The organism is Nocardia sp. Marseille-Q1738 (assembly GCF_965283145.1).
Genome location: NZ_CBDIMS010000003.1, coordinates 359,186 through 377,826 on the forward strand (window position 1 = coordinate 359,186; position 18,641 = coordinate 377,826).

At 69.4% G+C, this 18,641-nt stretch carries 16 protein-coding genes; 1 reads left to right on the plus strand and 15 read right to left on the minus strand.

Annotated elements, in window-relative coordinates:
• Positions 1-57: 57 nt before the first annotated feature.
• Together ACWPXK_RS15145 and ACWPXK_RS15150 are read right to left on the minus strand one after the other, a co-directional pair.
• The gene (locus ACWPXK_RS15145; protein ID WP_454197050.1) at positions 58-711 is read right to left on the minus strand and encodes a PadR family transcriptional regulator; all 654 of its coding nucleotides are present in this window, start codon (positions 709-711) and stop codon (positions 58-60) included.
• 256 nt (positions 712-967) lie between these two features.
• On the minus strand, positions 968-1,549 hold the full coding sequence (locus ACWPXK_RS15150) for a TetR/AcrR family transcriptional regulator (RefSeq protein WP_454196750.1): 582 nt from the start codon (positions 1,547-1,549) through the stop codon (positions 968-970).
• 75 nt (positions 1,550-1,624) lie between these two features.
• Between ACWPXK_RS15150 and ACWPXK_RS15155 the strand changes: the two genes are divergently transcribed.
• Positions 1,625-2,470, plus strand: a complete 846-nt coding sequence (locus tag ACWPXK_RS15155) for an SDR family oxidoreductase (protein WP_454196751.1) — start codon at positions 1,625-1,627, stop codon at positions 2,468-2,470.
• A gap of 185 nt (positions 2,471-2,655) precedes the next feature.
• Here the strand turns inward: ACWPXK_RS15155 and ACWPXK_RS15160 are convergent, their stop codons facing one another.
• The 13 genes from ACWPXK_RS15160 to pyrR all read right to left on the minus strand — a co-directional run bounded on the left by ACWPXK_RS15160 (position 2,656) and on the right by pyrR (position 18,598).
• Positions 2,656-5,091 carry a primosomal protein N' gene (locus ACWPXK_RS15160; RefSeq protein ID WP_454197051.1) on the minus strand — a complete coding sequence of 812 codons (2,436 nt, stop codon included), beginning with the start codon at positions 5,089-5,091 and terminating at the stop codon, positions 2,656-2,658.
• 81 nt (positions 5,092-5,172) lie between these two features.
• Positions 5,173-6,384 carry a methionine adenosyltransferase gene (gene metK, locus ACWPXK_RS15165; RefSeq protein WP_454196752.1) on the minus strand — a complete coding sequence of 404 codons (1,212 nt, stop codon included), beginning with the start codon at positions 6,382-6,384 and terminating at the stop codon, positions 5,173-5,175.
• A gap of 232 nt (positions 6,385-6,616) precedes the next feature.
• Positions 6,617-7,840 (minus strand): bifunctional phosphopantothenoylcysteine decarboxylase/phosphopantothenate--cysteine ligase CoaBC, encoded by a 1,224-nt coding sequence (coaBC, locus tag ACWPXK_RS15170; protein ID WP_454196753.1) that lies wholly within the window; start codon positions 7,838-7,840, stop codon positions 6,617-6,619.
• Between the two features lie 144 nt (positions 7,841-7,984).
• Positions 7,985-8,266 (minus strand): DNA-directed RNA polymerase subunit omega, encoded by a 282-nt coding sequence (gene rpoZ / locus ACWPXK_RS15175; protein WP_454196754.1) that lies wholly within the window; start codon positions 8,264-8,266, stop codon positions 7,985-7,987.
• A 103-nt stretch (positions 8,267-8,369) separates the two neighbouring features.
• Positions 8,370-8,954: a guanylate kinase gene (gmk, locus tag ACWPXK_RS15180; protein ID WP_454196755.1), complete on the minus strand. Its 585-nt coding sequence runs from the start codon at positions 8,952-8,954 to the stop codon at positions 8,370-8,372.
• 6 nt (positions 8,955-8,960) lie between these two features.
• Positions 8,961-9,284, minus strand: coding sequence for an integration host factor, actinobacterial type (gene mihF, locus ACWPXK_RS15185; RefSeq protein ID WP_364330893.1), 324 nt, complete (start codon positions 9,282-9,284; stop codon positions 8,961-8,963).
• A 569-nt stretch (positions 9,285-9,853) separates the two neighbouring features.
• The gene (pyrF, locus tag ACWPXK_RS15190; RefSeq protein WP_454196756.1) at positions 9,854-10,678 is read right to left on the minus strand and encodes an orotidine-5'-phosphate decarboxylase; all 825 of its coding nucleotides are present in this window, start codon (positions 10,676-10,678) and stop codon (positions 9,854-9,856) included.
• A gap of 25 nt (positions 10,679-10,703) precedes the next feature.
• Positions 10,704-14,012 carry a carbamoyl-phosphate synthase large subunit gene (carB, locus tag ACWPXK_RS15195; RefSeq protein WP_454196757.1) on the minus strand — a complete coding sequence of 1,103 codons (3,309 nt, stop codon included), beginning with the start codon at positions 14,010-14,012 and terminating at the stop codon, positions 10,704-10,706.
• A complete protein-coding gene (gene carA / locus ACWPXK_RS15200; RefSeq protein ID WP_454196758.1) occupies positions 14,012-15,124 on the minus strand; it encodes a glutamine-hydrolyzing carbamoyl-phosphate synthase small subunit in 1,113 nt (370 codons plus the stop codon). Before carA ends, carB begins: the two co-directional genes overlap by 1 nt.
• Positions 15,121-15,642, minus strand: a complete 522-nt coding sequence (locus ACWPXK_RS15205) for a PH-like domain-containing protein (RefSeq protein ID WP_067478341.1) — start codon at positions 15,640-15,642, stop codon at positions 15,121-15,123. Before ACWPXK_RS15205 ends, carA begins: the two co-directional genes overlap by 4 nt.
• A gap of 39 nt (positions 15,643-15,681) precedes the next feature.
• Positions 15,682-16,998: a dihydroorotase gene (locus ACWPXK_RS15210; RefSeq protein ID WP_454196759.1), complete on the minus strand. Its 1,317-nt coding sequence runs from the start codon at positions 16,996-16,998 to the stop codon at positions 15,682-15,684.
• Positions 16,995-17,954, minus strand: coding sequence for an aspartate carbamoyltransferase catalytic subunit (locus tag ACWPXK_RS15215; RefSeq protein WP_454196760.1), 960 nt, complete (start codon positions 17,952-17,954; stop codon positions 16,995-16,997). The genes ACWPXK_RS15210 and ACWPXK_RS15215 overlap by 4 nt, the downstream gene beginning before the upstream one ends.
• Complete coding sequence (gene pyrR / locus ACWPXK_RS15220) at positions 17,951-18,598, minus strand: bifunctional pyr operon transcriptional regulator/uracil phosphoribosyltransferase PyrR (RefSeq protein ID WP_454196761.1); 648 nt, start codon at positions 18,596-18,598, stop codon at positions 17,951-17,953. The genes ACWPXK_RS15215 and pyrR overlap by 4 nt, the downstream gene beginning before the upstream one ends.
• Positions 18,599-18,641 lie beyond the last annotated feature (43 nt).

Sequence of the window (18,641 nt, forward strand, 5' to 3'; positions counted from 1 at the left end):
ACAATGATCTCTCCGATCGGCTCGAAATGCCCGCTGTATCGGGGTGTTTCGCCTCCCCTACTTCTCGGGGGTCTCGTCCTCGGCGAGAATCCGGTAAAGGGCCTTCCTGGTCTCGGTGAGCAGCTCCGCCGCACGCGCCGCCTGCTGCGGTGTGCCGGCCGCGGCGACCTGCGCGACCGCACCCATCAGCTGCCCGACGAGTGCGCGCAAGTCCATCGCCTGTGCGCCGACGTCCTGCTTGACCTCCGCCCACGGATCGCCCAGTTCGTCCCGATGGGCCGTGACGTACTCGGTGCCCGTCTCGGTCAGCTTCGCTGTCTTGCGCCCGGCGACCTTCTCGATCAGCACCAGACCCTCGTCCTCCAACTGCGCCAGCGCGGGGTAGATCGACCCCGGGCTTGGCCGCCAGACGTCGTCGCTGCGCTCGCGGATCTGCTGGATGAGTTCGTAGCCGTGCATCGGCCGCTCGGTGAGCAGGAGCAATACCGCAGCGCGCACGTCACCGCGCCTGCCCCGGCCGCCGCGACCGCGACCGCGACCGAAGTGCGGGCCGAAGCCGGGCCCGAAACCCGGGCCGAAGCCCGGCCCGAACTCGGGCCCGAAGCCATGCCTGCCACCGCGGCGGAAGCGCCGCCCGTGCTCGAAACCATCCTGGTCCGGCAGCGGCCTGCGGCCCCGCCGTCCGAATTCTCGATGTTCGCTGTGTTCCATGTCGGCCTCCCAAGGCTCTCGTGTTCTGTACATATTATCGACGATATATCGGCAATGCATCGAGCGCAAGGGTTGCCGACAAAGTGGACTGCGCCAGCCGGCCGCACGCCTGCCGTCTGCGACCATGCCCGGCATCACGGAAAGCGTTGATGAACCGAACCTCGGCCAGTTATGCGGATCGAACGACCCGGGGGTATCCGCCCGTAAGCGACGGACGCACTCGCCCCGACCGAGCGGTGAATAGACCTTCGGAGGCTCAGGAAACGAACGAGTCGATCCAGCGCTCCAGCCGACGCCCCTCGGCAAGCATGAGCTCGGGTTCGTGAAAGGTATTGGTCAGCAACGAGATGCCCTGATACGACGCGATCAACGCCACCGCGAGTTCGTCGGCGTCCTCGCGATTCATGGCCGCGAATTGCCGCTCGACCCAGTCGATCAGTTCACGCAGGCCGGCTGCCACCGCACGGTCGAGCCCGTCGGCCCGCTTGCCCAGTTCCGTCGCCAAAGTCCCGGTGGGGCAACCGAACTGCGCCGCCACGTCGCGCTGATCGACCCAGCTGCGCACCAATGCCTTGAGCCGGTCTTGCGGCGCGTCGTGCTGTTCCAGCACGGCGATCAGGTCCCGGAGACCGTGCTTCTGCGCGGTGATCGCCGCCTCTACCAGCTGATCCTTCGTTTTGAAGTAGTAGTACACGTTGCCCACCGGAACGTCGGCGGACCGGGCGATGTCGGCGATCGTGGTCTTCTCGACGCCCTGCTCGTGGAACACCCGAGCCGCGGCGGCGGCCAACCGCTCCCGCTTGCCTGCCTTCGATGCCACATCGGCCGAGTAAGTCACGCAACTAACTATAGACATGGCACGCCCGACCGGCTAAGTTGTATTTAGTCAGTCAACTAACTCAAGGAGTGAAGGATGATCGTTGTCACCGGAGCGACCGGAAATATCGGCGCACCGCTCGTGCGCCTGCTCGCCGACGCGGGCGAAGAGGTTGCCGCCATCTCGCGGCGAGGCACGGACCAACCGCTGCCCGACCGGGTCCGTTCGGTGCGCGCCGATCTCAGCGATCCGGACAGCCTGTCCCCCGCGGTCACCTGGGCCGAAACGCTGTTTCTCCTGATCACCGGCGAGCAGCTGGTCGCTGGTCCGGAGCCCGAGCAGGTGCTGAAAGTCATCGCGGCGGGCGGCGTGCGGCGGGTCGTCTTCGTGTCTTCGCAAGGTGTGGCGACCCGGCCCGACGCCGAGGGATATGCCCGGTTGGTCGCCTACGAGCAGGCGATCCGGGATTCCGGGCTGGAATGGACCTTCCTGCGACCGGCGGGATTCTTCTCCAACACCTACGCATGGGCGGAGCCGGTGCGGGCCGAACGATTGGTCGCCGCGCCATTCGGCGATATCGGACTGCCATCGGTCGATCCGGCCGATATCGCCGCGGTCGCGGCTGCCGCGTTGCGCGACGATCGGCATGCCGGTCAGGTCTACACCTTGACCGGACCCGCGCTCGCCACGCCGCGAGCTCAGGCCGAGGCACTCGGCGAGGCACTCGGCGAGCCGCTGCGATTCGTCGAATTGACCAGGGCGCAAGCGCACTCGGCGATGCTCCGTTTCATGCCGGAACCGGTGGTCGAGCACACGCTGACCATCCTCGGTGAGCCGACACCCGCCGAACAGCGAATCAGCGCCGATATTCCACGCGTGCTCGGGCGCCCCGCCACGAACTACGCCGCTTGGGCCGCACGCAATCGAGCGGCATTCGCCTGATCGACGTGCCCCGGCACCATCGTTCCGTCGCGGATTCGACCGCCGCCGAGCGCTGCTGAACCCATATCGGACGCGGCCACGCGGCTGCCACGGCTGGGTGCCGGACCGGTCTCAACAGTGGGCGAGGCCGCTGTCCTAACACGCGATCCGCCTGCGACTGAAAAGTCGACTGCGGTGGGGTCCGGTCAGCCGATGTCGATCGGATCGATCTGGACGCGCAGCGGGGCATCGGAACGGTGTGTGCTGCGGACCGCCTGTGCCGCTCGCAGTGCCCTCGCCAGCGCCGCGCCGCGGCCACGTTCGACGCGCAGCAGCATCCGTTCGACTTCGACAGGGGAATCGCCGGAGGAGAAGGGTTTGCGAGCACCGTCCGGGAGCGGCACCGGGCCGAGCCGGTCCACCGCGTCGGGGAGATCGGCCGCGGCGAGGAGTTCGGCAATGGTGTCGGCGGTGCCGTCGATCGCGGCGAGGCGAACCGCCGGCGGGAAGCCGACCTCGGCGCGGGCGGCGACCTCGGCGCGGGCGGCGCCGACCGGGTCCCAGCGGACCAGCGCCTGCACGGTGGGGATCGAGGGTTCGGCCATCACGATGACCTGGCCGTGCGGGCGAACCAGCGCGGCGGCGCCCATCCAGCGGCGCAGCGTGTCCTCGGCGGCCCGCAGATCGGCGCGGCTGAGCAAGGCCCACCCGTCGAGCAGCAGCGCGACGCCGTAACCGCCGGGAACCACGGGTTCGGCGCCTACCGTCGCCACGACGACCTGTGGTCCCGGCTCCACGGTGTCGAGCACCGCGCCGCCGCCGGAACCGCGGATGGGCACGCCGGGGAACGCGCGGCCGAGTTCTTCCGCCGTGCGGGCCGCGCCGATCACCACGGCCCGCAACGCGCGCGATCCGCAGGCAGTGCAGCGGAACGCGGCTTCGGTGATCCCACACCAGCGGCACGCGGGACTCTGGGCGGCCGCGCTGGACTCCGTCGATGGTCCGCGCCGTCCGCGCGCTTCCGGCAAGGCAAGCGGCCCGTTGCAGTGCCTGCACCGGGCGGGTGTCCGGCATTTCGCACAGGCCAGGGAGGGAATGTAGCCGCGACGCGGCACCTGAACCAGTACCGGCGCCCCCTCCTTCAGCGCGGCGCGGGCGGCGGCGAACGCCACGCCGGGAATCCGGACGGCGCGCGCGACCGGATCGCGTTCCAGCGCGATGTCGCTGTCGCCGGGAGCGCTGATCCGCGGCGCCGTCTTGCGCAGAACGGCTCGGTCGGCGACCAGGTCGTGCGCCCAGCCGGAATCGACCACCGCCTGGATTTCCGCGGTCCGCGCGAAACCTGCCGCCACGAACGCCGCCCCGGTCTCGTGCGCCCGCAGCATTGCCACCTCACGTGCGTGCGGATACGGTGCGCGCGGTTCGGCGTAGGTGTCGTCGCCGTCGTCCCACAGTGCGATCAGGCCGAGATTCCGCGCCGGTGCGAACACCGTGCTGCGCGTGCCGACCACCACGCGCGCCGAACCGCGCAGCACCGCGAGCCAGCGCCGGTACCTGGCCGCGGGGCCGAGACCCGCCGTGAGCCCGACCGCCGAATCCCCCACCAGCCGGACGCATTCCGTCAGCACCCGGTCGAGATCGCGTTGATCGGGCACCATGAGGATCGCGCTGCGCCCTTGTCCGGCCACCACAGCGGCGAGTTCGGCCAACCGCCGCGCCCAGTTTTCCCCGGGGAGCGCTTGCCAGGCGGCGCGGGCCCCCTTCCCTTGCGCAAGCGCGGCGAAGAACGCCGTGCCGTGGACATACCGCTCCCACGGAGCGATATTCACCTCGACCCCCGAAAGTGCTTGTAGCCGCGACGACGGATCTGCGGCGACCGCGTCCGGCTGCTCGCTGCTCACGGCAGCGATCGGGGGCGGCCCATCCGACGACGACCCGTCAGCACCCGACGACCCGACCGTGTCCGTCCCCCGGTGGGGCTGTTCATCCGACCCCGAGCTCGCGAAACGAGGATCGCCCAGTTCGGCTACCCCAGGTCCGGTATCCGGCTGGCCCGACGCGTTCCCCGTGTCGGCCGAGGCAGCCGATACATCGTGTGCCTCAGTCGAATCCGGAGGTTGCGTGGCCGGTTTCGTCGCCGACAGGACGGTCGCACGGCTCGGTTGCGCCGAAGATGTTGGCGCACCGCCGCTTTCGGCAGCGAATTCGCTGTCGACGTCGCCTCCGACCGCGGCGATATCACCGGAGGAAATCGAAACCGCTTGTGCGGCGGCGGAGTCTGCGGGCTTCTTCGTCCCGCCGGATTCGGTGCGAGCATGGCGTGGTGGAATGGCCAAGCGCAGGACATCGGCGCGGGTGCCCGCATAGCGCGCGGCCACCGCGGTGGCCAGTTCGAGGATTTCCGGCGTCAGTACACGCTCGCCGGAGACGACGCGTTCGAGTGCGACCAGCTTGCCTTCATGGTCGCTGCGTACGAGCCGCGCGAGCAGATAACCGTCGACGAGGCGGCCCGCGAAACGGACGCGCACCCGGACCCCCGGCTGGGCGAGCTCGTCCAGCTCGGGGGGCACGAGATAGTCGAAGTCGCGGTCGAGGTGGGCCGGTGCCAGCAGCGGAAGCACTCGGGCGATGGGCCGCGACACGGCTGCGGAGCCCGCGGACGGACGGTCCGCCGAGGTGGCGGAGGTGTCCGCCGCGGGTTCGTTCACTCCTGCCCGGTCGGGTCAGAGACCGATGGCGGCGCGCAGCTTGTCCGCACGATCGGTGTGCTCCCACGGCAGGTCGACGTCGGTGCGGCCGAAGTGGCCGTACGCGGCGGTCGGCGCGTAGATCGGGCGCAGCAGGTCCAGGTCGCGGATGATCGCGCCGGGACGCAGGTCGAAGACCTCGGTGATCGCGGTGGAGATGCGCGCCGGATCGACCTTCTCGGTACCGAAGGTCTCGACGAACAGGCCGACCGGGGCGGCCTTGCCGATCGCGTAGGCCACCTGGACCTCGACGCGGTCGGCCAGGTCGGCCGCGACCACGTTCTTCGCGACCCAGCGCATGGCGTACGCGGCCGAACGGTCCACCTTCGACGGGTCCTTGCCGGAGAAGGCGCCGCCGCCGTGGCGAGCCATGCCGCCGTAGGTGTCGACGATGATCTTGCGGCCGGTCAGGCCCGCGTCGCCCATCGGGCCGCCGAGCACGAACTTGCCGGTCGGGTTGACCAGCAGGCGGATGTCCGAGGTGTCCAGGCTGGGCACTTCCAGTTCGGCGAGCACCGCGTCGACGACCTTCTCGCGGATATCGGGCGCAAGCAGGTTGTCCAGGTCGATGTCGGCGGCGTGCTGGGTGGAGATGACGACCGTGTCGAGGCGGACCGGGCGGTCGCCGTCGTACTCGATGGTGACCTGGGTCTTGCCGTCCGGACGCAGGTAGGGCAGCACGCCGGACTTGCGCACCTCGGTCAGCCGGCGCGACAGCCGGTGCGCGAGCGCGATCGGCAGCGGCATCAGTTCCGGGGTGTCCTTGGTGGCGTAACCGAACATCAGGCCCTGGTCGCCGGCGCCCTGCCGCTCGATCTCGTCGGCGGCCCCGCCGACACGCGCCTCGTGCGAGGTGTCCACACCCTGCGCGATATCCGGCGACTGCGCACCGATCGCGATATTCACACCGCAGGAATTCCCGTCGAATCCCTTTGCGGAAGAGTCATATCCGATTTCCAGGACCTTCTCCCGGACAATTCGCGGAATATCCGCATATGCCGATGTGGTGACCTCACCCGCGACATGGACCTGACCGGTGGTCACGAGAGTTTCCACCGCGACCCGGCTGCGCGGATCCTCCGCGAGTAACGCGTCGAGGATGGAATCGCTGATGGCATCACAGATTTTGTCCGGATGACCCTCGGTCACGGACTCACTGGTGAAAAGGCGGCTGCCAGACGTGCGCACAGTTCTTCCCTCTCCCTCAACGGGTTACTCGTATCGGCTTGCGACAGTAACGCGGTGTCGCCACTGCGCAACCCTTATATCTCAGACTATTCCAAACCACCGACGCGGCGGACCCCAACGCGCAGCCATCCCAGACAGCTGAACCCACGGTGCCGCGGCAGTGAAGACGACATGACGGCGACGCGAACAACCGGCCGGTCAGGTGGCAATCGTGGCAGGCGCGCGGCCGAAGTCAGCGCAACAACACACTCAGCGCGTCGAGCACCCGGCTCGCGAGCAACGCCTTCGAACCGTGATCGAGCGCCTGCTCGGTACCGTCCGCGCCGAGCAGCCAGCCGTCGTTGGTATCCACCTCGAACGCCTTGCCCTCGCCGACCGCGTTGACCACCAGCAGGTCGCAGCCCTTGCGGGCGAGCTTGGCCCGCGCGTGGGTGAGGACGTCGCCGTGCTCGTCACCGGTCTCGGCGGCGAAGCCGACGATCGCGGTGCCGGGCAGTTGACCGTCCCGCCGCGACTGCACCAGTCCGGCGAGGATGTCGACGGTCTTGGTCAGCGGAATGACGTCGGGCTCGCCCGCGCCCTTCTTGATCTTGGCCGCGGCCACGTTGGTCGGCCGGAAATCGGCGACGGCCGCGGCCATGATCACCGCGTCCGCGCCGACCGCGTGCTTGTCGACGGCGGTCTTCAGCTGATCGGCGGTGGTGATGTGCACCAGGTCGACGGCGGCGGGTGCGGCCATCTCGATCGTGTTGCCCGCGATCAGCGTGACGTGGGCGCCGCGCTGGGCCGCGACCCGCGCGAGCGCGTAGCCCTGCTTGCCGGAGCTGCGGTTACCGAGGAAACGCACCGGATCCAGCGGTTCCCTGGTGCCGCCCGCCGTGATGACGACCCTGCGGCCCTCCAGATCACGAGGGATCGCGTCGGCGCGCTCCAGGAGCAGCGACGCGAGGCCGAAGATCTCCTCGGGCTCGGGTAGCCGTCCCGGACCGGTGTCGGTGCCGGTGAGCCGGCCCGACGCGGGCTCCATGACGATCGCACCGCGGGCGCGCAGCGTCGCGACGTTCGCGACGGTCGCCGGATGCTCCCACATCTCCGTGTGCATCGCGGGCGCGAACAGGATCGGACATCGGGCCGTCAGCAACGTGGCGGTGAGCAGGTCGTCGGCGCGGCCGGTCGCGGCGCGCGCCATGAGGTCGGCGGTCGCCGGGGCGATGACCACCAGGTCCGCCTCCTGGCCCAGCCGAACGTGCGGGACCTCGGGCACGTCGGCGAACACGCCGGTGTGCACGGGGTTCCCGGAGAGCGCTTCGAAGGTCGCCTTGCCGACGAACTGCAGCGCCGACTCGGTGGGGATCACCCGGACCTCATGTCCGGTCTCGGTGAAACGCCGGACCAGAGAGCAAGCCTTGTAGGCGGCGATCCCTCCGGATACGCCGACGACGATCCGTGTGGTCACTACGCCTCCGGCCGGCTGATCCCCGCGTGCGCGGGGAGAACGACGACGATCCGTGTGGTCACTGCGCCTCCGGGGGATCGGATCATCCCCGCCTACGCGGGGAATTCGATACTGCGGGCTCATGCGCCGAGCACCGGGTGGCGCTCACTCGCCTTCGGAGTGCTCGAGCAGGTCGGCGTGGATCTCGCGCAGCGCGACCGACAGCGGCTTCTCCTGCAGACCCGGCTCCACCAGCGGGCCGACGTACTCGAGGATGCCGTCGCCGAGCTGGTTGTAGTAGTCGTTGATCTGACGGGCCCGCTTGGCCGCGTAGATGACCAGGGCGTACTTGGACGAAGTGCGCTCGAGCAACTCGTCGATCGGCGGGTTGGTGAGGCCGACCGGCGTGTCGTAGGCGGGCGCGGTCGTGGTGTCCGGACTGCTCACTAGGGAGACTCCTGCTGTCTAGGATGTCGCATGAACGAGGGGCCCTGCGTGGTGACGCAGGCCGCCTGCTCCGGGCCCTGAGTCACTCATGCGCAGGTGGGTGTCACGAACTCGAATTCGTGCTAACGAACAACGATACCAACTGCTCACAGGCGCTGGTCACGTCGTCGTTCACTATGACGATGTCGAACTCGTCACAGGCTGCCAGCTCGATCCTGGCGGTTTCCAACCGGCGTTCGATCACCTCGGGCGACTCGGTGCCGCGCAAGGTCAGCCGCGCCACCAGCTCCTCCCAGCTCGGGGGGGCGAGGAACACCAGGATCGCCTCCGGGATCGCCTGGCGCACCGACCGCGCGCCTTCCAGATCCACTTCGACGAGTACGGGAAGGCCCTCCGCCAACGCGGCACGGACCGGCCCGGCGGGGGTGCCCGAACGCTGCAACCCGCCGTGGATGTCCGCCCACTCGAGCAGTTCGCCCGCCTCGATCATCGCGTCGAACTCCGCACGGGACACGAAGCGATAGTCGAGGCCGTCGACCTCCCCGGGCCGCGGGGCCCGGGTCGTTGCCGACACGCTGAAGACCAGTTCGGGCAGTCGCTCGCGGACACAGCGGACCACGGTGGACTTGCCCACGGCCGAGGGGCCGACCAGTACAACCAGTCGACCCTTCTGCGTGTGTTCGACCACCCTCGGTTAGGAGGCGTCGAAGTCGAACCGGGCCAGCAGCGCCTTGCGCTGCCGATCGCCCAGTCCGCGCAGCCGCCGGGTGGGGGCGATCTCCAGCTCGCTCATGATTTCCGCCGCCTTGACTTTGCCCACCTTCGGCAGGGCCTCCAGCAGCGCCGACACCTTCATCTTGCCGAGGATCTCGTCGGTCTCGGCGTCGGTGAGGACCTGCTTCAGGTTGGTGCCGCCACGCTTCAGGCGCTCCTTGAGCTCCGCCCGAGCGCGGCGAGCGGCAGCCGCCTTCTCCAAAGCAGCGGCGCGCTGCTCGTCAGTCAGCTGGGGAAGGGCCACGGTTCCTCCGTCTCATCGTTCATTGCATCAACTCCCACCGGTAACCCGGCAGTCTCAGCGACCGTACCCACGACGTCCGCCGATTGCGAACCCACCCCCCAGGTCAGCGCATGATTCCGGATGCGGTGCACGCACCCGGGGTGTACCGGGCGGCACGCCGGCGCCACTATGCGGATCGTACCGCCGAATCGGCGAAATAGCCCGCCAGCAGGACTTTTTCGACAGACCAAACGGTTTGCGGAAGGGTTGCGACACGCGGCCGCACCGATCCAGCAACCCCTCACCCGCCCGACCAGGAACTTTCTCGAAATTCTCCGCGTGTCGCGGGTTCTTTGCGCGTGTCGGGCGTCACACTCCCGCCTCGAGTCCCGGGGAAACGGCATTCAGTGCCCACACGTATGGCCCCCTACGCCGTTCCATGGCAATCGGCCCATCCGCCACCACCTACCAGCGCCGAAACCGACGCAGAAGCGCGCACAGACCCCGCTACGGGCCGCCTGTACGCGTGCATCTGCACACACAGGCGCGGAAACGACGTAGACCGGCGCTCGGCGCGCCGGTCTACGTGGTCATTTCTGCAGGAACGCGAACGCGTCCTGGAGCGCGTGCACTCTGGCACGCAGTGCCGGGACGGTCGGCCCGTCCCGCAGCACCTCGCGGGAGACATTCGGGACGACGGCTGCCAGCATCGGCTCGGGAACCAGATCACGAATGGTTTCCGGGCCGCCGCCCTGGGCGCCCACACCGGGCATGAGGATCGGGCCGTTGAGCGCGGACAGATCCGGCGCCTCGGTCAGCGTGGCGCCGACCACCACGCCCACCGACCCGAACTCGCCGCCCGCGTTGCGGGCCGCGGCCTCGTCGACCATCGTCTGCGCGACCGTACGCGCGTCCGCCGCGACCGCTTGCTGCACCTGCGCCCCTTCGGGATTCGACGTGGCCGCCAGCACGAAGACGCCGCGGTGGTTGGCCTCGGCGAGGGTCAATGCCGGCGCCAGCGAACCGAATCCGAGATACGGCGACACCGTGACGGCGTCCGACCCGAGGGGACCGTCGGCCAGCCAGGTACGGGCATAGGCGTCCATGGTCGAGCCGATGTCGCCGCGTTTGGCATCGGCGAGCACCAGGGTTCCCGAGGCACGCAGCACCTCGATGGTCCGCTCCAGCACGGCGATCCCGCCGGACCCATAGGCCTCGAAGAACGCGACCTGCGGTTTGATCAGCGCGACCAAACCGTCGAAGGCCTCCACGCAGATCTCGGCGAACTGTTCGAGGCCGTCCACGTCCTCGGTCAGGCCCCAGGACCGCAGCAGTTCCGGATGCGGGTCGATGCCGACGCACACCGGGCCGAACTGTCGCATCGCGTGCCGCAGCCGGTCGCCGAAGGTCTTCATGTCGCCCGATCCGTCCAGCCGAAGCTCAGCCACGCAGCGCCCAATGCAGTTCCTGCAGGGAGCGCACGCCGATCCCGCCGTTGATGCTGGCCTCGATACCCTGCACGGCGGCCGCCGCGCCCTGCACGGTGGTGATGCACGGGATGTTCACCCCGACCGCCGCGCTGCGGATCTCGTAGCCGTCCACGCGGGGACCGGAGTTCCCGTACGGGGTGTTGAACACCATGTCGATCTCGCCGTCGCGGATCTGCTCCACGATGGTCGGCTCGTCGGCCGGGCCTTCTTCGGAATGCTTGCGCACCCGCTCGCACGGAATGCCGTTGCGCCGCAGCATCTCCGCCGTTCCCTCGGTGGCGAGGATGCGGAAGCCGAGATCGTTGAGGCGCTTCACCGGGAAGACCATCGCGCGCTTGTCCCGGTTGGCGATCGAGACGAACACGGTGCCCTCGGTGGGCAGCGATCCGTAGGCGGCGGTCTGGCTCTTGGCGAAGGCGGTGCCGAAATCGGCGTCGATACCCATCACCTCGCCGGTGGACTTCATCTCCGGCGAGAGCAGCGAATCCACCCCACTGCCGTCGGCGCGCCGGAACCGGTGGAACGGCAGCACGGCCTCCTTGACCGCGACCGGCGCGTCCAGCGCGACGTGGCCGCCGTCGCCCTCGCTCGGCAGCATGCCCTCCTTGCGCAGCTCGGCGATGGTGGCGCCGAGCATGATCCGCGCGGCGGCCTTGGCCAGCGGCACCGCGGTGGCCTTGGACACGAACGGAACCGTCCGGCTGGCCCGCGGATTGGCCTCCAGCACGTAGAGCACGTCGTCCTTGAGCGCGTACTGCACGTTCAGCAGGCCCTTGACGCCGATGCCCTTGGCCAGCGCGACGGTGGAGCGGCGCACCGCCTCGATGTCGCTGCGGCCCAGCGTGATGGGCGGCAGCGCGCAGGCCGAGTCGCCGGAGTGGATGCCCGCCTCCTCGATGTGCTCCATCACGCCGCCGAGGTAGACCTCCTCGCCGTCGCACAGCGCGTCGACATCGATCTCGATCGCGTCCTCCAGGAACCGGTCCACCAGCACCGGATGCTCCGGGCTGAGCGCGGTCGCGCGCGAGATGTAGCCCTCCAGGGACTTCTCGTCGTAGACGATCTCCATGCCGCGCCCGCCGAGCACGTAGGAGGGGCGCACCAGCACCGGGTAGCCGATCTCCGAGGCGATCTTCCTGGCCTGCGCGAAGGTGGTCGCCGTGCCGTACTTCGGCGCGGGCAGCCCGGCCGCGACCAGCACGTCGCCGAACTCGCCGCGGTCCTCGGCCAGGTCGATGGCGGCCGCGCTGGTGCCGACCACCGGCACGCCTGCCTCGGTGAGCCGCTGCGCGAGACCGAGCGGGGTCTGCCCGCCCAGCTGCACGATGACGCCGGCGACGGTGCCGGACTCGCGTTCGGCGTGGTAGACCTCGAGCACGTCCTCGAAGGTCAGCGGCTCGAAGTAGAGGCGGTCGGCGGTGTCGTAGTCGGTGGAGACGGTCTCGGGGTTGCAGTTGACCATCACCGTCTCGTACCCGGCCTGCGACAGCGTCTGCGCCGCGTGCACGCACGAGTAGTCGAACTCGATGCCCTGGCCGATCCGGTTCGGGCCGGACCCGAGGATGATCACCTTCTCGCGTTCGGGCTGCGGCGCGACCTCGGACTCGGCGGCGGGGTCGAGCTCGTAGGCCGAGTAGTGGTAGGGCGTCTTGGCCTCGAACTCGGCGGCGCAGGTGTCGACGGTCTTGAAGACCGGGCGGATCCCGAGCCGGTGCCGCAGGGCGCGCACGCCGCTTTCCCCGGCCAGCTCCGGACGCAGCGCGGCCAGCTGCCGATCCGACAGGCCGTAGTGCTTGGCCCGCCGCAGCAGCGGTTCGTCCAGCACGGGCGCGTCGACGACCTCCTGACGCAGCTCGACCAGACCGGCCACCTCCGCGACGAACCACGGGTCGATGCCGGAGGCGGCAGCGACGTCCGCGATGCTCGCGCCCAGGCGCAGCGCCCGCTCGACCTGGTAGATGCGGCCCTCGATCGGGGTGCGCAGATCCTCCAGGATCGCTTCGACGTCGGTCCACTCGCCGTCGTCCTGGGTCCAGAAACCGGCGGCCTTGGTCTCCAGCGAACGCAGCACCTTGCCCAGCGCCTCTGCGAAGTTGCGGCCCAGCGACATCGCCTCGCCCACCGACTTCATGGTGGTGGTCAGCGTGGCGTCGGCGCCGGGGAACTTCTCGAACGCGAACCGCGGCGCCTTCACGACGACGTAGTCCAGGGTCGGCTCGAAGCAGGCCGGGGTTTCCTTGGTGATGTCGTTGACGATCTCGTCGAGCGTGTAACCGATGGCCAGCTTGGCGGCGATCTTCGCGATCGGGAAGCCGGTCGCCTTGGACGCCAGCGCGGACGAACGCGAGACGCGCGGATTCATCTCGATGACGATCAGGCGGCCGTCACGCGGGTTCACCGCGAACTGGATATTGCAGCCGCCGGTGTCGACGCCGACCTCGCGCAGGATGGCGATGCCGAGGTCACGCAGCTTCTGGTACTCGCGGTCGGTGAGCGTCATCGCGGGGGCGACGGTCATCGAGTCGCCGGTGTGCACGCCCATCGGGTCGACGTTCTCGATCGAGCACACCACCACGACGTTGTCGCGGCCGTCGCGCATCAGCTCGAGCTCGTATTCCTTCCAGCCGAGGATGGACTCCTCGATGAGGACGTTCGCCGTGGGCGAGGCGGCCAGGCCGCCGCCCGCGATGCGGTCGAGGTCCTCCTCGTTGTAGGCCATGCCGGAGCCGAGACCGCCCATGGTGAACGACGGGCGCACCACCACGGGGTAGCCGAGTTCGGCGACCGTCTCGCGGACTTCCTCCATCGTGAAGCAGACCCGCGAGCGGGCGCTCTCCCCGCCCACCTTGGCGACGATGTCCTTGAACTTCTGCCGGTCCTCACCGCGCTGGATGGCATCGAAGTCGGCGCCGATCAGCTCCACGCCGTACTTGTCCAGCACTCCGCGCTCGTGCAGCGCGACCGCGGTGTTCAGCGCGGTCTGCCCGCCGAGGGTGGCCAGGATGGCGTCGGGACGCTCCTTCTCGATCACCTTCTCCACGAACTCCGGCGTGATCGGCTCGACGTAGGTCGCGTCGGCGAACTCCGGGTCGGTCATGATCGTCGCCGGGTTCGAGTTGACCAGCGACACGCGCAGGCCCTCGGCCCGCAGCACCCGGCACGCCTGGGTGCCGGAGTAGTCGAATTCGCACGCCTGGCCGATGACGATCGGGCCAGAACCGATCACCAGGATGTGCTCGAGATCCTCGCGGCGAGGCATCAGGCTCCTTCCATGAGACCGGCGAAACGGTCGAACAGATATGCGGCGTCGTGGGGTCCGGCGGCGGCCTCCGGGTGGTACTGCACGGAGAAGGCGCGGCCGTCGACCAGCCGGACGCCCTCGACCGTGCCGTCGTTGGCGCAGACGTGGCTCACTTCGGCCGTGCCGAAGGGGGTGTCGAACCGCTCGCCCCGCTCGCCCTCCAGCGCGAACCCATGGTTCTGCGCGGTGATCGAGATCCGGCCGGTCTCGTGCTCCACCACCGGGATGTTGATGCCGCGGTGGCCGAACTTCATCTTGTAGGTGTCGCGACCGAGCGCGCGACCGAGGATCTGGTTGCCGAAGCAGATGCCGAACAGGGGCAGGCCCTTCGCCAGCACGCCGCGGGTCAGCTCGACCGCGCCGTCGGCGGTGGCCGGGTCGCCGGGGCCGTTGGACAGGAAGACGCCGTCGGGCTTCAGCTCGAGGATCTGGTCCAGCGTCGTGCTCGACGACACCACGTGCACCCGCATGCCGCGCTGGGCGAACATGCGCGGGGTGTTGGTCTTGATGCCCAGGTCGACCGCGACGACGGTGCACCGGTGCTCGCCGTCCGGCTCGATCGTGTAGAGCGCGTCGGTGCTCACTTCGCCTGCCAGGTCGGCGCCCAGCATCGACGGCTGGCCGTTCACCCTGGCCACCAGCTCCTCGGCGTCGGCGAGCGCGGCACCGGAGAAGATGCCCGCCTTCATCGAGCCACGGGTGCGCAGGTGGCGCACCAGCGCGCGGGTGTCGATACCCGCGATGCCGACGATCCGCTGGCGTTCGAGTTCGTCGGGAAGGGTCGTGGTCGCGCGCCAGTTCGACGCGCGTCGAGCGGGGTCGCGCACCGCGTACCCGGCGACCCAGATCTTGGCGGACTCGTCGTCCTCGTCGTTCCAGCCGGTGTTGCCGATCTGCGGCGCGGTGGCCACCACGATCTGGCGGTGGTAGGACGGGTCGGTGAGGGTTTCCTGATACCCGGTCATCGCGGTGCAGAACACCGCCTCACCGAGCGTCTGGCCCACGGCGCCGTAGGCCTGGCCGCGGAACACCCGGCCATCCTCCAGCACGAGTGCTGCTTCTCGTGTCATCCCTCGTCATCTCCCGTCATCGTCCCGCTCTGATCCGCCGTCGAAAGCCGCCGCCAAGCCGGGTAGACCGACTTGTCGTCGCCACGGAAACCGGTATCGATCTCGGTTCCGGTCGGCAGCTTCCAGCGAATGACCAGCACACCATCTTCCGTCATCACTTTGCCCGCGTGGCCGCGTTCGGTGCGCACCGCGGTGATGGATTCCTGCGGAATCCAGATCACCGTCGCGCCGTCGCGTTCGAGCAGAATCCCGCGTTCGAACCGCGTGAGTTCCGCTGTGGCCCGGAACCCCAAGTCCCCCACCGTTATCCGGTCCTGCCAGCTGGGCGCGATGGTGCTGCCCAGATAGAGACCGGTGGTCGGTTCCAGGACCTGCGCACCGAGTTCGGCGGGCACGGCGGGCAGGACGCCGATGCGCTCCGCCTGCCGCGCCGCACGGTTGCGCCAGCCTCGGTACATCAGCCACAGGCACAGCACGAACAGGACGAGCAGCCCGAGAACCCAGAGCGTTCTTTCCACCTACGGACCTCCTGTATCGAATGTGCGTGCCTCGCTCATCTACGCCTCCGCATGGCCGCGCGCCGCCTTGCCGTCGCGGGCGGTGACCCGGCCGCGCAACAGCGTCGCCGTGACCCGGGCCGGGAGCGTCATCGCCTCGAACGGCGTGTTGTGCGAGATGCTGGCGAGCTCGCTGCCGTGCACCGTCCAGCTCGCGGTCGGGTCGACCAGCGTCAGGTTCGCCGGTTCCCCGACCTCGAGCGGCCTGCCGTGGTCATCGAGGCCGACGATCTCGGCCGGACGCTCGCTCATCACGCGAGCGACACCGCGCCAGTCCAGCAGGCCCGGCTCCACCATGGTCCGCACGATGATCGACAGCGCGGTCTCCAAGCCGAGCATGCCGGGACGGGCCGCGGCGAACTCGCAGCACTTGTCCTGCTCCGCGTGCGGGGCATGGTCGGTGGCGACACAGTCGATGACTCCGTCGGCCAGCGCCTGCCGCAGCGCGGCGGCGTCGGAGGATTCGCGCAGCGGCGGATTGACCTTGTTGACCGCGTCGTAGGTCGCCAACCGGGAATCGTCGAGCAGCAGGTGGTGCGGGGTTACCTCGGCGGTGATGGCGATGCCCTGTGACTTCGCCCATTTCACCAGCTCCACGGTGCCCGCGGTGGAGGCGTGGCAGATGTGCACCCTGGCGCCCGCGTCGCGGGCCAGCAGGGCGTCCCGCGCGACGATGGACTCCTCGGCCGCGCGCGGCCAACCCGCCAAGCCGAGCCGGGCCGCGGTCGGGCCCTCGTGCGCGACCGCGCCCTTGGTCAGCCTCGGTTCCTCGGCGTGCTGCGCGATCAGCACGCCCAGCGAGTTCGCGTACTCCAAGGCGCGGCGCATGATCAGCGGGTCGTAGACGCAATGGCCGTCGTCGGAGAACATGCGCACCGCCCCGGCACCCGCGGCCATGGTGCCCATCTCGGCGAGCTGCTTGCCTTCCAGTCCGACCGTGACCGCGCCGACCGGGTACACGTCGACCAAGCCGACCTCCCGCCCGCGGCGCCACACGTGGTCGGTGACCACAACCGAGTCGGCGACCGGGTTCGTGTTGGCCATCGCGAACACCGCGGTGTAGCCGCCGAGCGCGGCGGCGGCCGAACCGGACTCGATGGTCTCGGTGTCCTCGCGCCCCGGCTCGCGCAAGTGGGTGTGCAGGTCGACGAAGCCCGGCAGCAGAATCTGCCCCTGCGCGTCGATGATCTCGGCCCCGACCACGCCGAGGTCGGTGCCGATCTCGCGGATCTCGCCGTCCGCGACGAGCACGTCGACCGGCTCGCCCTCGCCGTACCGCAGTACGCCCTTGATCAGGACGGTGGAGTTCGAACTCATGCCACTGCCTCCTGTGTTCCGACGAGCAGGCGGAACAGGACCGCCATGCGCATGTGCACACCGTTGGTGACCTGTTGCAGCACAGCGGCTTTCGGGGAGTCCGCGACCGAGGACGCGATCTCCATGCCGCGCAGCATCGGGCCGGGGTGCAGCACGACGGCGTGGTCGTCCAGCAGGGCCAGCCTGCGCTCGGACAGTCCGTAGGTGATCGAGTATTCGCGGGCCGACGGGAAGAACCCGCCGTTCATCCGCTCGGCTTGCACGCGCAGCATCAGCACCGCATCGGCACCGATCAACTCGGCGTCCAGGTGGTGCGAAACGCGGGCGGGCCAGGTCTCGACGCCGACGGGCAGCAGCGTGCGCGGGGCGACCAGCACCACCTCGGCGCCGAGGGTCGCCAGCAGGAAGACGTTCGACCGCGCGACCCGGCTGTGCAGGATGTCGCCGACGATGACCACCCGCTTGCCCTCGATGTCGCCGAGCCGCTGCCGGAGGGTCAGCGCGTCCAGCAGCGCCTGGGTCGGGTGTTCGTGCGTACCGTCGCCGGCGTTCACGACGGCCGGGCCGGAGGTGCGTCCCTCCGCGACCGCCCATTCGTCCATCCACCGGGCGATCTGGTGCGCGGCGCCGGAGGCCGGGTGCCGCACGATCAGCGCGTCGGCGCCCGCGGCGTGCAGGGTCAGCGCGGTGTCGCGCAGCGACTCGCCTTTGGCGACCGAGGAACTGCTCGCGCTGACGTTGATCACGTCGGCGCTCATCCATTTGCCCGCGACCTCGAACGAGACCCGGGTGCGGGTGGAGTTCTCGTAGAAGACCGTCATCACGGTGCGGCCGCGCAGGGTGGGCAGCTTGTGCACCTCGCGGCCGAGCAGGGCCTGTTCGAACCGTTCGGCCTCGTCGAGCAGTCCGGTCGCGGTGGCGCGATCCAGAGCCGCGACCGACAGCAGATGCCTCACGCTCCCGCCTCCTGTTCCGAGCCGTGGCGCAGATAGACACCGTCGCGGCCGTCGTGCTCGGTGAGCAGCACCGAGATGTCCTCGGTCCGGTTGGTCGGCACGTTCTTGCCGACGTAGTCGGCGCGGATCGGCAGTTCGCGATGACCGCGGTCGATGAGCACCGCCAGCTGCACGGCGCGCGGACGGCCCAGATCGCGCAGACCGTCCAGCGCGGAACGCACAGTGCGGCCGGAGAACAGAACGTCGTCGACCAAGACCACCAGCGCGTCCTCGATGCCGCCCTCGGGAACCGAGGTGCGCTCCAGCGGCCGGTGCGGGCGGCTGCGCAGGTCGTCGCGATAGAGGGTGATGTCGAGCGAGCCCAGCGCCGGGCGGACACCGGAGAATTCCTCGATCTTGTCGGTGAGCCGCGCGGCCAGCGTGGTGCCACGGGTCGGAATGCCGATCAGCACGACGCGCGGCGCGTCCGGCTCACCCGCGTCCAACGCGGTCTTCTCGATGATCTGGTGCGCGATGCGCGCGATGGTCCGCCCGACATCCGAAGCCGACAACAGCTCTCGCCCCGCCGCCACCCCCTCCGGGGTATGTCGCTGCGATGTCTCGGCAGCGCCGGACTTGGCGGCCCGTTCTTCGGGCACAGCCATGCCGACCTCCTTCCCCGCCTCACCGGACGGTCCGTTAAAGGAT

Bases quoted from the DNA above. Each gene is read 5' to 3' on its own strand.
- ACWPXK_RS15145 (WP_454197050.1), bottom strand. From the start codon at position 711: ATGGAACACAGCGAACATCGAGAATTCGGACGGCGGGGCCGCAGGCCG.
- ACWPXK_RS15155 (WP_454196751.1), top strand. From the start codon at position 1,625: ATGATCGTTGTCACCGGAGCGACCGGAAATATCGGCGCACCGCTCGTG.
- pyrF (WP_454196756.1), bottom strand. From the start codon at position 10,678: ATGAAGACCTTCGGCGACCGGCTGCGGCACGCGATGCGACAGTTCGGC.
- carB (WP_454196757.1), bottom strand. From the start codon at position 14,012: ATGCCTCGCCGCGAGGATCTCGAGCACATCCTGGTGATCGGTTCTGGC.
- carA (WP_454196758.1), bottom strand. From the start codon at position 15,124: ATGACACGAGAAGCAGCACTCGTGCTGGAGGATGGCCGGGTGTTCCGC.
- ACWPXK_RS15210 (WP_454196759.1), bottom strand. From the start codon at position 16,998: ATGAGTTCGAACTCCACCGTCCTGATCAAGGGCGTACTGCGGTACGGC.
- pyrR (WP_454196761.1), bottom strand. From the start codon at position 18,598: ATGGCTGTGCCCGAAGAACGGGCCGCCAAGTCCGGCGCTGCCGAGACA.